Genomic DNA, 13,391 nt, shown 5'->3' with positions numbered 1-13,391 from the left:
CTTCCACCACGCCATCCGGATAAGGATGCCGAATGGGCGGTTGCCGTCAAAAGGCGGCATCGCACGGCCGGGTCGCACCGTCCCGTCCCGGACCTGCGCGGATCGGTGGGGGTGATGGGTCGTGGTCGTCGCCGGTGAGCGCGTTCAATGTTTCTCCTTGACTACTGAATTGGGATGAGGCAGCTTGCCGCCGATATCGCCAACAGGGTTCTCGCCATCGCCGCGCGTGAGACAGCGCTATATAGACGCTCGGTCTGTAACCGCGACGTTCCGGGCGATCCAGGACAAGGGCCCGGATGCTGCCGGTGTCTGGTTCCCGACGCGCGGTGGGGACCGCGTCGGCTGCGACGCCGAGGCCCTCACTGTCCTGACGGCGGAGGTGTCTTCAGCGGTCCGCTGCGTCGGGTGGTCAGCCAGACGATCGCGGCGATCACGATGAAGGCGATGGCGCTCGGAACGAGGAGAGCGGGTGTGACGGCACCCGGCGAACGGTCGAATCGTTCGGTGAGGTCGGCGTGGAGGACGATCCAGAACAGCATGGTCACGACGTTGTACACGGCGTGGATGACGACAGCGATCTCGATGCCACCACTGCGCCACGTGACGAGTCCGGCCGAGATGGACATGACGATGTAGAAGACATTCCACCAGGGGTCACCTGCACCGTGGATGAGGGTGAACACGACGGTGGAGACGGCGATCCCGAGCACGAGAGACGCCCACCGCCCGTGGACCCAGCTTCCCGCGACGCGAAAGATGAGACCGCGAATGCCGTACTCCTCGCCAGCTGACTGGAGTGGTACCAGCAGCATGATCGCCATGAAGAACAGGATGAGATCCGTGTTGTTCCATGGCGCCGTAGCGCCGGGCTGCAGGAACTCCGTCGTTGTCAGAGCGATCAGCACGATCGGGAGAACGACCAGCAGCGCCCGTCCGAAGACGGCGAAGCGGAACCGCGACACGACGGAGTGCAAGGACCGGCCGGGGACTCGGTAGAGCCAACGCTGGATCAGCATGCTCCACGGACCGACTAGCGCAGTAGCGAGTGCCCCGGTGGCGAAAGCGATCGGGGAGAACGGGCCGGGAGGGGCGGTCGCCTCGGGTCGGACGAGACCATCGATCCAGATGCTGAGGAAGTGGAACACCAGGATCGACCCGAACATCCCCCCGATCACCAGGGCGATGGCGAGTATGCCCCGCCCGATCCGCCGTTTCTCTCCGGCGAGCACTCGGTGATACTCCACGCCCTCCGGGAGCGCCTCGAGGTGGCGGGAGCCGCGTGCTGCAGTTGTCATGATTTTCCTTCCATATCGGATGTTCGGGGTGCGGCCGACGTAATCCGCCATCGACCCCACAGGGAACCATGGAAGATGCAGACGTTGTGCCCACGTAAGACTGTGTTCCCAGCACGCAGTCAACTTGCGAATTGGGCGTTACTAGTCTCTTCGGCTCAGCGGGGCCTCTCTAGTGACAAATGTCATCAACTGGCGTGACATAGTGCCAACGCACTCCATAGGCGAGGTGCGGACGCGAATGCACTTCCCGCGCCGAACTGTTGAGAACCGAGTTCACCGAAAACGATCGTTTGCGGCACGCGCGGTGTGGCTTGCTGTCCACGGACTTGTTGCATGTCGTCTTGTGACCACGCCAACACCCGCCCATCTCTCCGACGCGTTCGAGCTGGGTTGGCTCGGCACCGGTGGCTCTAAGGTCGACCTGTGATCGAATTCCTGAGCCACAGCGAGCGAGCGCAGATGCCGACGGTCGCGGTCGTCCGTGGGCTCTACCGGGCGGCCTCCGCGGAGCCGCCGCTGAGCGAGCCGGAAGCCGTCGCGGATCTCTTCGCGGATATCTACGGGTCCGCCGTGGAGCATGAGGAGGTCGCCGCAGTTGTCGCCAGGCACGAGGGTGAGGTGACCGCGTTCGCCTATGGGCACCCGTGGACATGGGAGCAACAGGAAGACGCCTGGTCTGCTGAGCTCCATCGCACCCTGGGAACTGCGTCTGCGCTGCTCGACGGCACCCACGTCCTGTCGCTCCTCGTGCGACATCCCGGCGCCGCACGAAGTGCCCTCGGATCGCGCGTGCTCGAAGCATGGTTGACGGGAATCGGAGGCGGTCCCGTGTGGCTGCAGACGACAGACATCGAGACGCCGGCCCTTCGCCTCTACAAGACATTCGGGTTCGACTCGATCGGACATGGCCCCAAGGCGCCGAACGGGGAGCCGGGGTTGGTGCTGTACCGGCGAGGAGTCTCTCGCTGAGTCGATCGCGGCCGACAGCCCCGGCCGGCGTCGACGCCGGAGCTCGCGAGAATCCGGACACCGAGCGGTACTGGTCCCAGTGGGACAGGGAACGCGGCGCACCGTCGTACCGAAACCCCTGCTAAAACCCCGGTCCGATTGGTTCGCATACTGAAACCGCCCAAGGTTGCGGCGCAGCGTTCCGGTTCCTACGCCAGCTGAACTCCAGAAACGATCGTTTCCAGGTTGTCTCCGGTGCGCCGTGCAGGTCATTTCCCTTGTCTTGATTGCGCCAGCCTTCGCGTGCGCAACCGTCCTCGTTCGATCCGCGTGGTCGGTGGCTGGTGGCCCGGTGCGAGTGCTCGACGCGTTCTTGGAGCGGCAGCGACCGAAGCGGTCGCTTCTCCGAGGGGAACCTGTGGCAGCGGATCGGTTCCGCCGCAATCGTTCATCTCGGCGTCAGAACGACGTGTGCGCGGCCATCTTCGACCTGCGGCAGGACGCGGACCGGACACGCCTGAGGAGGCTGGGGTCTGACCAACGCGGCCCCTGCATCCACACGTTCGTGGATGCAGGGGCTGCGCCCGGTTCTGCTCTGGACTACTCGATGGTCGCGCGTCCGCGGCGCTTCTTGATGAGGAACGCCGTCCCTGTGCCCGCGAGGACGACCCCGAGAAGCGCGAGGAAGCCGGCGAGGCTGCCGTCGATGCCCGTCGTCGCGAGGTCGCCGTCCTGGCCGTCAGCGTTCGAGTCGCCGTTGCCGCTTCCGTTGCCGGGGGTCGAGGTCGACGTCGACGTCGGCGCCGTGGTGCCCGCGCCGTCAGTCGAGGTCGGCTGCGGCGTGGGTTCGCCCGTCGGTTCGGGGCTTGCTGTCGGCTGTGGTGCCGCGAACGCCACCGTGTCGCGGTAAGGGGTCAGCGTGATGGGCCCCATGAGTCCCGTGCGCTGGTTCTCGGCGGTCTGGTAGTTGGAGTCGCCGGTCGCCTTGACGGCGTTGAACATGGTGGTGGCGACGCGCACGACGACCGAGTTGTCACCTGGCTCGAGGTGATGTCCGAGGTCGATTCGCGACCTGTCGGCCTGGTTCACCGTGACTTGCTGCCCATTCACCCAGACCTGGGCGGTGTCGAGCACGTCACCGAGTCCGAGGTATGCGCCGTCCGCCTCCTGCCAGGTGTTGGGCAGGGTCACCGTGGTGCTGTAGGTGCCGAGTCCGGATGCGCTGCTCAGATCGACATCACCGGAGATCTCGAGCCACGACGGCAGTTTGCCGTCAGCGTCTGCGGTGATCTCGATTGCCTCCTGGTCGGTCTTGAGCGTCTTGGAGGCCGTCATGCCGGTGGAGTCCGGCCCTGGGCCCCATGTCTGCGCGGCCAGCGACCAGGCGGTCAGCCCCTGAGCCGGGGCCAGTCCGCCGACCTCGGTCGTCGTGGACGTGCCGTCGCTGAACTCCGTGCGGAACGTGCCGTCACCGGTCACTCGCACGGAGACGCTGCCGTCCGCCTCAGGTGCGAGCACCTGCGCGTCGCTCGCGACCGCATGCGTGCCCGGCTCTGTCTCGTCGACGAGCGCGAAGATCGCCGTGTCGTGGGCGGCCACGTCGATCGAGACCGTGACGCTGTCACCGTCCTGCGTGAACTCGCCGACCGGCGTCACCTCTCCGGACCACGGGTCCAACTGGTAGGGGCGGCCGGTGCCCGCGAGGGTCAGCGTCTGCTGGACCGCCTCGCCGGATCGGTTGTAGACGAAGTCGTACGTGACCCCGTCGGCGGCGCGACGCACGAAGCCGAGCGCCGAGCCCTGATCGCTTGGAGCCGCGGCGGGCGTGATCGAGTCGCCGCCGAGTGCCGAGGGCAGCTCAGCCTCGCTGCCGAGCTGCGTGACGCTGGGCTGCGCGAGGAGCTCCGCGACGACAGTCTTCAGCTCCTCAGCTCCCGGCTCAGCTCCCGTCAGCTCGCTCGGCGCCTGGCCGACCACGTAGACCCGCAGTCCCTTCTTGGCGAGATCGCGCAGCGAGCGCGCCCCGTCGAGGGAGATGGTGCGCTGGTCGTTGAGGACAACCGCCTTGTACCCGGAGCGGTCGCCGAACAGGCCGCCGTCCGCATCCGGTGCCAGGCCCTCTTCCGCGAGGAACTGGGGTGCGAAGTAGTCGTAGGTGTACCCGGCCGAGGAGGTCGCGGAGTCGGTGCCGAGCATGTGCTGCTCTGCCTGCTGGCCGCTCACCGAGGAGCCCTTGAGGCCCAGATCCTCGTAGTAGACGCCCAGGTCGAGCTTCGCCTGGCCTTCGCGCAGCACGTACTGGGTGCGGGCGAGGGCGTCGTTGACCCCCGTCATGTCCTCCCAGTTGGCCTGCCGCGGTCCAAACACGTCGTTCACGTTGAGCGCGCCGAAGATGTCCCACGGCTGGTAGCCGGGCCAGGTGCCGCCGTCGCGACCCGCTATCCCGACCCCGGTGGGCGCATCCGGGTACGCGAAACCGTGCCAGACGAGCTGGTTCACGCCTCCCGCGTAGCTCTTGTACACGCTGTCGAGCAGGCCCTGCGAGTACTTGCCGCCGAGGACGGACCCCTCGCCGCTGTCGGAGAACTGCCCGCCGATGTTGGGGCCGGCCATGCCGGAGCGGTAGCCGCCGAAGAACACGGCGCAGCACTCGACCGACACGATGTCCTTGCCGGAGAGGTGGGCACCACCGCTGACGGCGCGGTAGTTCTGCTCAGCACCGAGCGGGTTTGGGCTGCCGAAGTTCAGCGACTCGCCCTCGGGGATGCCTGCTGCCGAGGAGGCGTGCGACGTCGAGGTGGGGAGCCCGTACGCCTGCACGCGGAAGTCGAGGCCGTGCGTCTGCGCCCATGACTGCATGGGGGCCACGTACTCGTCGATGAACAGGTCACTGACCGTCTCGCGGTAGTCCTCGCGGGCCCTGTCGCCGATCTCGCCGATCTCGAACGCCGCCTCGTGCGACCCCTGGATGCCGATGCCGGCTAGGGCGGGGAGGACGTCGGTCGCGTCGTAGCCGCGGCGCTCCTCGAACTGGTCGAGGAAGCTCCACGTCCATTTCTGGGATTCGCCGAGCTCGAGGGAGTCCTCGAAGATGGCACCTCCGCCGACCTTGTCGAGGTTCGCCTTGACTGCGTCGGTGAGGATGTTCTCGTCCCAGAAGTCGGCCTGGATGTCGACGCCGCCCTTGCCGAGGTGATCGACGACGTAGTTGGGCTGCGTTGCGGTGTAGCCTCCGCGCTGTCCGACGAGGCCGGATGCGGTCTGCTGGAAGTCGATGACGGCCCAGCGGGTGCCGTCGGTCGGGAACGTGTAGTCGAGCTGTCCGTCGACGACCTTGTCGGTCACGTCGAGGATGCTGCCTGGCACAAGCGCGGCGGGGCCTTCGCTGCCGGGTGCGCAGTCGGCCTCGCACTGGGCGATCACCGTGCGGAGGCGCGTGGTCTCCGCGACGTTCACGAGCGGCGCATCGACCGCGTGATCGCCCGAGAGTGGGGTCACGGTCAGGGTTCCGGTTGCGCCGAGGCGGTCGCCGACGGCGGTGACGGTGACCTTCTCAGCTGATCCATCTGTCCCGAGCGTCACGACGTCGCCGATCGCGAAGCCACCGAGGCTCGCGACGGTCAGGCTCGTCTGCCCCGCGGTCGCCGCCTCGGCGAGCTTCGTCGAGACCGAGGGCGGAGCCGTCAGGGGCGCCGGAAGGGCGCCCACGATCGTCTCACCGGGCGCGTGAGCTGACCAGCCGAAGATGAGCTGCTGCTCTGCTTCCGGCTGGTTGAAGCTGTTCAGGGTGGGAACGGTCGGCGGGTAGTGCGGCCCGAGGTTCTGGTCGACGATGAGGCCCAGCTCGGCGGCCTTCTCGGTGATGACCTCCATCTTGTGGGCCCAGGCAGGGGTGCCCCAGCCGTACTCGGCCAGGAACGCGTTGCTCTGATTGCCCTCGCCGGCGACGATGAACGGCGCGACCTCGACGCCGCCCGCTCCGGAGGCGGCGATCTGGTCGAGCTGCTCGCGCAGCACGCTGTCCTCGGTGTAGGCGAGTGGCATCCACCAGCGGAACATCGGGCGAACGGATGCGGGCGGGTCAGCGAAGGTGGCAGTGTCGATGACGGGGACCGCGGCCGTGGGAGACGTCGGGTCGGCCGTCGCCGGAGTGGCGAGCAGTGGGCTGAGGAGGACGGACAGGCTCGCTGCCGTAGCGATGGCGACGGTGCGCCGCCTTCGACCTCGTCTTGGTTGGGTCACGAAGTGTTCCTTTCCCTGCGCTCGGCAGGATTCGAGTGGGGCGATTGGTAAGTGAAACGATTCACAACTGGGCCGGAAGAGCCCCGCTCCCTCGACTGCTCGAGGAAGCGGGGGTGGCGGTCTCAGGCTTGGATGACGGCTCCGCCGTCGGCGTTGAAGTTCTGGCCGGTGATCCACCGGCTGTCGTCGCTGGCGAGGAAGATCAGGACACTCGGCGTCGACATCAGATCGTCTCCCCGGCGTCGGCGAGGAGGGTGCTGCCCGTCATGATCATCGACAGGTCGCTTGCGGCGAACAGCACGACGCGCGCGATGTCATCCGGAGTGCCGGTGCGGCCGATCAGGCTGTGGTTCATGACGTCAAGCTCTGGCAGTTCCACGCCGGCGGCCTTCGCGGCTTCCATTCCGGCGGCAGCGGCGGCGATGTTCCCCTCGGTCGGCACGTAGCTCGGGGCGACCCCGAGCACGCGGATCCCCATCGGCGCGAGGTCGAGTGCGAGTGACTTCGTGAGGCCGTTGGCGGCGTGCTTGGAACTCGCGTAGGCGGACATTCCGGGGAAGCCGACCTTGAACCCCGCTGTGGAGATGATGTTCACGATCACGCCGCCCGAGCCGTCCGTGCTCATATGCCTCGCGGCTTCACGCGCGCCGAGGAAGGTGCCGCGGGTATTCACCGCGAACACCTGGTCCCACATCTCGACCGGCATGTCGAGGGCGGGGGCGTTCGGGAAGATGCCCGCGTTGTTGACCCAGATGTCGATGCCACCGAGCTCAGCTGCGGCGAGGGCGGCTGCGGCGGAGATGGAGTCCGCGATGCTCACGTCTGCGGCGGCACCCATGGCGCGGTTGCCGTGCTTGGCGGCGATCTCGTCGGCTGCGGCTGTCGCACGGGCCGCGTCGAGATCGACGATGAGCAGATCTGCACCGGCTTCGGCGAGCCGTTCGCAGATGGCCCGCCCCAGGCCCTGGGCGCCTCCGGTCACGACGGCGCGCCGGCCTCTGAGTGAGACGAGGTCCGAGATCGGGGCGTTCGAGACGTCGGGGAGCGGATGCGGCATGAGACCTCCACGTTGAGTTCAGGCGAGTATTGGCAGAGTATGTCAATACTCCGAACCCGGCAAGGAGCAACAATGTGCACATGAGTGAGACACGTCGGCCCGGGCGACCCGCGTCTGCAGATCCGCGCCAGCTCCGCGTGCAGATGCTGGAGATCATCCTTCGCGAGGGGTATGAGCACGTCACCATGTCGCAGCTCGCCGCCGAGGCGGGCATCAGTCTGCGCACCCTGCATCGGTACTTCCCGGCCAAGGGTGACATCGTCTGGCTGGGTGCCGAGGGTGGGCACGAAGCGCTCAGGCGCGAGCTCGACGCGGTCGACCAGGGGTTGGCGCCCCTTCAGGCGCTCGCCGTCGCTGTCGGCAGGGTCTTCGACCTCGAGGTCGAGGTCGAGCCGACCGCACGCCTCCGGCTCCGCGTTATCGCCGCGATGCCTCCCGAGCTGTCGTCGCGCCCGGATGCCTATCTCGGTTGGCGGCGAGAGGTCGCCGTGTTCCTGGCGCGCAGGGCCGGACTGCATCCGGACGGCCTCGTTGCGCGTGCCGCGAGTGCGGCCGTCCAGGCTGCCATGGCTGAGGCGCTGTCCTGGTGGGCGACTGAGGCGGGCGCAGATGAGGCCGCCCACACTGCCGTCGAGCGAGCTTTCCGGGGTTTGGAGGGGTTGTTGGGGTCAGGTTCCGAGGGGCATGGCGCGCCCTCCGGTAACAACTCTGCATCCTTGGCTTGACGTTTTCTGCGAGCGTCGCGTAGTGTCACATCCAGTCGCTTGAAACGATTCACAAAGTCCGTGAAGAATCAAGTAGGCTCAACGCCGCTCACCACCGAGCACCCCTCAACACCCCCGCAATACTCAACGAAGAGAACGGAGCCACCGTGACGAGTTCGCAAGTCGTACTCGAGCTGCGCGATGTGCAGAAGTCATTCGGATCCGTCGTCGCACTCCGATCCGGCACGATCGCCGTCGAGTCCGGTTCCATCCACGCACTCGTGGGTGAGAACGGCGCCGGCAAGTCCACGCTCGTCAAGATCGTCGCTGGTCTCTACCAGCGCGACGCCGGAATCTTCCAGCTCGGCGGCGAAGACGTCAACTTCACATCCACGGCCCAGTCGAAGGCCGCGGGCGTCGCGGTCATCTACCAGGAGCCGACGCTCTTCCCCGACCTCTCGGTCACCGAGAACATCTTCATGGGCCGCCAGCCCACGAACCGCTTCGGCCGCATCAACCGTGCGGCGATGCGCGACGAGGCAAAGGCGCTGTTCACGCGACTCGGCGTGAACATCGACCCCGACCGCCCGGCCGAGGGACTCTCCATCGCCGACCAGCAGGTCATCGAGATCGCCAAGGCCGTCTCACTCAACGCGCGAGTACTCATCATGGATGAGCCGACCGCCGCCCTCTCCGGCGTCGAAGTCGACCGACTCTTCGCCATCGCGCGCAGCCTGCGCGACGAGGGCCGAGGCCTCATGTTCATCTCGCATCGCTTCGACGAGGTCTTCGCGCTCTGCGACAAGGTCACCGTCATGCGCGACGGCAGCTACATCGCGACGAACCTCATCAGCGAGACGACCGTGGATGCGCTTGTGCAGCAGATGGTCGGCCGCGAGGTGACCGAACTGTTCCCGAAGCAGGAGACCGTCATCGGCGAGCCTGTGCTCGTCGTCGAGGACCTCGAGAGCCCCGGCATCTTCCACGACATCAACTTCACGGTCCGCTCCGGCGAGATCGTCGGCCTCGCCGGCCTCGTCGGCGCCGGTCGCAGCGAGGTCGCCCGCGCCGTCTTCGGCGTCGACAAATACAAGTCGGGTCGCGTCACGGTCGACGGCAAGGCCGTCAAGCCGGGCTCGCCCGTCGCCGCCATGCAAGCCGGACTCGCGCTCATCCCCGAAGACCGCCGCAAGCAGGGGCTCGTCGTCGACTCCGGAGTCGGCGAGAACATCACGAGCGTCATCCTGAACCAGCTCACGAAGCTCGGCGTCATCAACGGCCGCAAGCAGCACGACGACGCCCGCGAGTGGGCGACGAAGCTCGAAGTTAAGGCGCAGGCGCTCGACACGATCGCCGGCACCCTCTCCGGCGGCAACCAGCAGAAGGTCGTCATCGCCAAGTGGCTCGCGACGAACCCCAAACTCCTCATCATCGATGAGCCGACGCGAGGCATCGACGTCGGCACCAAATCAGAAGTGCACCGCCTGCTCTCCCAGCTCGCGGGCACCGGGATGGGAATCCTCATGATCTCCTCGGAGCTCCCAGAAGTCCTCGGCATGGCCGACCGCGTGCTCGTCATGCACGAAGGCCGCATCGCCCAGGAAATCGACCGCAGCCAGGCAACCAGCGAGAGCGTCATGCGCGCCGCGACCGGCGCAGTGACGGTGGTGCTCTGATGACCACGACCACCACGCAGGGGCCGCACCCCACCGCCGGCGCACCCATGCCACCCAAGAAGGCCATCCGCTTCGGCAACTTCGGCAAAGCACGCGAGCTCGGCATCCTCCTCGCCCTCGCGATCGTCCTCATCGTCGCGACCGTCGCCAACCCGAACTTCCTGTTCAGCCCAGACGGCTGGCGCGACCTGTTCCTGACGCCGTCCATCCTGCTGCTCGTCGCAGTCGGCCAGGCGATCGTCCTCATCACCCGCAACGTCGACCTGTCGGTCGGCTCCGTGATCGGCCTCACCGCGTTCCTCACGGGCCGCCTCTTCATCGACTTCCCCGGCATCCCGATCCCCGTCGTCGTCATCGCAGCAGTGCTGTTCGGCGCGATCCTCGGATTCGTCAACGGCGCACTCGTCGCCTACGTACGAGTGCCCGCCATGGTCATCACGCTTGGCACGCTCTACGCCTACCGCGGCATCAACGTCATGTGGGCTGGATCGAGCCGCATCAATGCAAGCGACATGCCCCGCGACTTCCTCGCCCTCGGCACCGGCCAGATCCTGACGATCCCGATCCTCACGATCATCGCCGTCATCGTGCTCGCCATCGCAGCCTGGGTCATGAAGAACACCCGCCCGGGCCGAGAGTTCTACGCCATCGGCTCCGACCCGGACGCCGCCAAGCTCTACGGCCTGCCCGACGTGCGCCGCGTGCTCACCGCGTTTGTGCTCTCGGGTGCGCTCGCCGGCCTCGCCGGAGTCTTCTACGCAGCCCGCTACGGCACCGTCAGCTCCCAGGCCGGAGCCGGTTGGGAACTGGATGCGGTCGGAGCCGCCGTCATCGGCGGCGTCGCCATCACCGGTGGTGTCGGAACCCTGTGGGGCGCGGCCATCGGCGCGATGCTCCTCATGACCATCAACCGAGTGCTCCCGCTCGTCGGCATCCCGGACTTCTGGCAGCGCGCCGTCGTCGGTGTGCTCATCCTCGCCGCGATCGTCCTCGACCGTGTGCTCGCCATCCGCCAATCCCGCAAGCTCGTCGAAGCGAGGGAGGAATCATGACCGCTCTCACGACCCCAACGTCGTCCGCTGCCACGCAGCGCACCATCGAGAACTACTCGCAGCCAGCTTGGCGGCGGATGCTGTTCACCCGCGAGATGGCGATCGTCGCCCTCCTCGTCGTGGTGTGCGTCGTCTCCATGGCCGCAGTGAAGGGCTTCTCGCAGCCCATCACCATCACCTACCTGCTCATGGACGTCGCCGCGGTGCTCATCATCGCCCTGCCGATGACGCTCATCATGATCACCGGAGAGATCGACCTGTCGGTCGGCTCCATGGTTGGCCTCGCGAGCGTCACCACCGGCGCGCTCTACCAGGCGGGCGTCCCGTTCGAACTCGCCGCCCTCGCCGCGATCATCGTCGGCGTCGTCGGCGGAGCGTTCAACGGCTTCCTCGTCACCAAGGTCGGCCTGCCATCGCTCGCCGTCACCATCGGTACGCTCGCTCTCTTCCGCGGCATCGCGGTCGGCGTGCTCGGCACCGCAGCGGTCACGTCGTTCCCCGAGTTCTGGACCGACATCGCGAAGGCCAAGATCGTGGGCACGCCCATCCCGGCCATCATGATCCCGTTCCTCATCCTGCTCGCGATCTTCATCGTCGTGCTCCACTACACGCCCTTCGGCCGCGGCGTCTACGCCATCGGCCTCTCCAAGGAAGCCGCCCACTTCTCGGGCGTCCCCGTCGGCCGCACGAAGTTCATCCTGTTCGTGCTCGCAGGCGGCCTCGCGGCCCTCGCCGGCATCTACTTCACGCTGCGCTACGGCTCAGCGCGAGGCGACAACGCGACCGGCCTCGAACTGCAGGTCATCGCGGCGGTCGTGCTCGGCGGCGTCTCCGTCTTCGGCGGACGCGGCAAGCTCTACGGGGTTGTCGCGGCAGTCCTCCTCATCGGCGTCCTCGCCAGCGCCCTGCGCCTCGCGAACGTCACCTCCGACGTCATCAACATCATCACCGGAGTGCTCCTCGTGGCCTCCGTCGTCGGAGCAAGCCTCCTGCCCAGGATCCGCCGCAAGCGGCCCAAGGCAGAGAAATCGCTGGTCGGAACGACCAGCGGGACAGTTCCGAAGGCCTGAGCGGCCCCACGAACTGAAGCTCACATCCACCCACACACGCAACACCCCAATCGTCGCCCGGAACACCGTGCGGCTCAGTACCCGAAGGGAAACCCCATGAAGCTCGCAACGAAGCGGCTGAGCGCAGCTGGCGCACTCGCAGTGAGTGCAGCACTCGTGCTCACTGGATGCACCACTGGCGACGACACCGCAGCAGGCGGCGGCGGAGACGCCGGCAACCTCACCGTCACCTTCCTCCCCAAGAACCTCGGAAACCCGTACTTCGAGGCATCCAGCGTCGGCGGCCAGGCTGCCGCCACCGAGTTCGGTGGCACGTTCGCCGAGGTCGGCCCGTCGGAGGCAACCCCCGACGCGCAGGTCAGCTACATCAACACCCTCACGCAGCAGGGCGTCGGCGGCATCGTCATCTCCGCCAACGACCCCGAGGCCATCTGCGACGCCCTCAACGAGGCACGCGACGCCGGCACGAAGGTCGTCACCTTCGACTCCGACACCAACCCGGAGTGCCGCGACCTGTTCATCAACCAGGCTGACGCCGACGGCATCGCCAAGGCGCAGATCGACCTCATCGCCGAGCAGATCGGTGGATCCGGCGAGATCGCCATCCTCTCCGCAGCAGCCAATGCGACGAACCAGAACGCCTGGATCGAGAAGATGGAAGCGTACGTCGGCACCGAGTACCCAGACATCACCATCGTCGAGACCGTCTACGGCGACGACGACGACCAGACCTCGTTCGACAAGACCGCAGCGCTCCTCCAGACGCACCCCAACCTCAAGGGCATCGTCTCGCCCACGACGGTCGGCATCGCGGCTGCAGCACGCTACATCCAGACCTCTGACTTCAAGGGCAAGGTCGCAGTGACCGGTCTCGGCACGCCGAACCAGATGCGCGAGTTCGTCGAGGACGGCACCGTCACCTCGTTCGCACTCTGGAATCCGGAAGACCTCGGCTACCTGTCTGCGTTCGCAGCCCAGGCCCTCATCGCCGGCGACATCACCGGCGCTGAAGGCGACACCTTCACGGCTGGCGAGCTCGGCGAGTACACGGTCGGCGCCGACGGCGTTGTCCTCCTCGGAGAGCCCTTCGTCTTCGACAAGGCAAACATCGGCGACTTCAGCTTCTAGGAGCTGAAGAGCGGGAGGCTCCGAGAGCTTCTCGCGCCGAAGGCGGGCGCCAGTCGCCCCGCCGAACTGAACTGCAGACGCCGCGCCGGGACCATCTCCCGGCGCGGCGTTTGCGCATCCCGAGCGCGGCCTCCGCGCCCACCCTCCCGCGCGCTTCGCGCACACTCCCCGCCCGCCCGCCCGCCCTCCCCGCCCGCCCCCCTCTCCCCTCCGTGCTCC

9 protein-coding genes are annotated in these 13,391 nt (G+C 67.1%); 6 read left to right on the top strand and 3 right to left on the bottom strand.

The window, feature by feature from the left end:
• Positions 1-359: 359 nt before the first annotated feature.
• On the bottom strand, positions 360-1,295 hold the full coding sequence (locus tag C5B85_RS18070) for a CPBP family intramembrane glutamic endopeptidase (protein WP_104287404.1): 936 nt from the start codon (positions 1,293-1,295) through the stop codon (positions 360-362).
• Between the two features lie 423 nt (positions 1,296-1,718).
• On the opposite strand from C5B85_RS18070, the gene C5B85_RS18065 reads away from it, so the two are divergent.
• On the top strand, positions 1,719-2,264 hold the full coding sequence (locus C5B85_RS18065) for a GNAT family N-acetyltransferase (protein ID WP_104287403.1): 546 nt from the start codon (positions 1,719-1,721) through the stop codon (positions 2,262-2,264).
• Positions 2,265-2,843: 579 nt separating this feature from the next.
• Here the strand turns inward: C5B85_RS18065 and C5B85_RS18060 are convergent.
• Complete coding sequence (locus C5B85_RS18060) at positions 2,844-6,485, bottom strand: glycosyl hydrolase (protein ID WP_104287402.1); 3,642 nt, start codon at positions 6,483-6,485, stop codon at positions 2,844-2,846.
• Between the two features lie 223 nt (positions 6,486-6,708).
• Positions 6,709-7,542, bottom strand: coding sequence for an SDR family NAD(P)-dependent oxidoreductase (locus C5B85_RS18055; protein ID WP_104287401.1), 834 nt, complete (start codon positions 7,540-7,542; stop codon positions 6,709-6,711).
• 80 nt (positions 7,543-7,622) lie between these two features.
• Between C5B85_RS18055 and C5B85_RS18050 the strand changes: the two genes are divergently transcribed.
• The 5 genes from C5B85_RS18050 to rhaS all read left to right on the top strand — a co-directional run bounded on the left by C5B85_RS18050 (position 7,623) and on the right by rhaS (position 13,172).
• Positions 7,623-8,267, top strand: coding sequence for a TetR/AcrR family transcriptional regulator (locus C5B85_RS18050; protein ID WP_146078015.1), 645 nt, complete (start codon positions 7,623-7,625; stop codon positions 8,265-8,267).
• A gap of 146 nt (positions 8,268-8,413) precedes the next feature.
• Positions 8,414-9,922, top strand: coding sequence for a sugar ABC transporter ATP-binding protein (locus C5B85_RS18045; RefSeq protein WP_104287399.1), 1,509 nt, complete (start codon positions 8,414-8,416; stop codon positions 9,920-9,922).
• Positions 9,922-10,974 carry an ABC transporter permease gene (locus C5B85_RS18040; RefSeq protein WP_104287398.1) on the top strand — a complete coding sequence of 351 codons (1,053 nt, stop codon included), beginning with the start codon at positions 9,922-9,924 and terminating at the stop codon, positions 10,972-10,974. The genes C5B85_RS18045 and C5B85_RS18040 overlap by 1 nt, the downstream gene beginning before the upstream one ends.
• Positions 10,971-12,044, top strand: a complete 1,074-nt coding sequence (locus C5B85_RS18035; RefSeq protein WP_104287397.1) for an ABC transporter permease — start codon at positions 10,971-10,973, stop codon at positions 12,042-12,044. Before C5B85_RS18040 ends, C5B85_RS18035 begins: the two co-directional genes overlap by 4 nt.
• 96 nt (positions 12,045-12,140) lie before the next feature.
• Positions 12,141-13,172: a rhamnose ABC transporter substrate-binding protein gene (gene rhaS / locus C5B85_RS18030; protein ID WP_104287396.1), complete on the top strand. Its 1,032-nt coding sequence runs from the start codon at positions 12,141-12,143 to the stop codon at positions 13,170-13,172.
• Positions 13,173-13,391 lie beyond the last annotated feature (219 nt).

Source organism: Pseudoclavibacter sp. AY1F1 (assembly GCF_002931075.1).
Classification (GTDB): domain Bacteria; phylum Actinomycetota; class Actinomycetes; order Actinomycetales; family Microbacteriaceae; genus Pseudoclavibacter.
The sequence above is the reverse complement of the archived record's forward strand: the minus strand, read 5'-3'. Positions and strand labels throughout refer to the sequence as shown.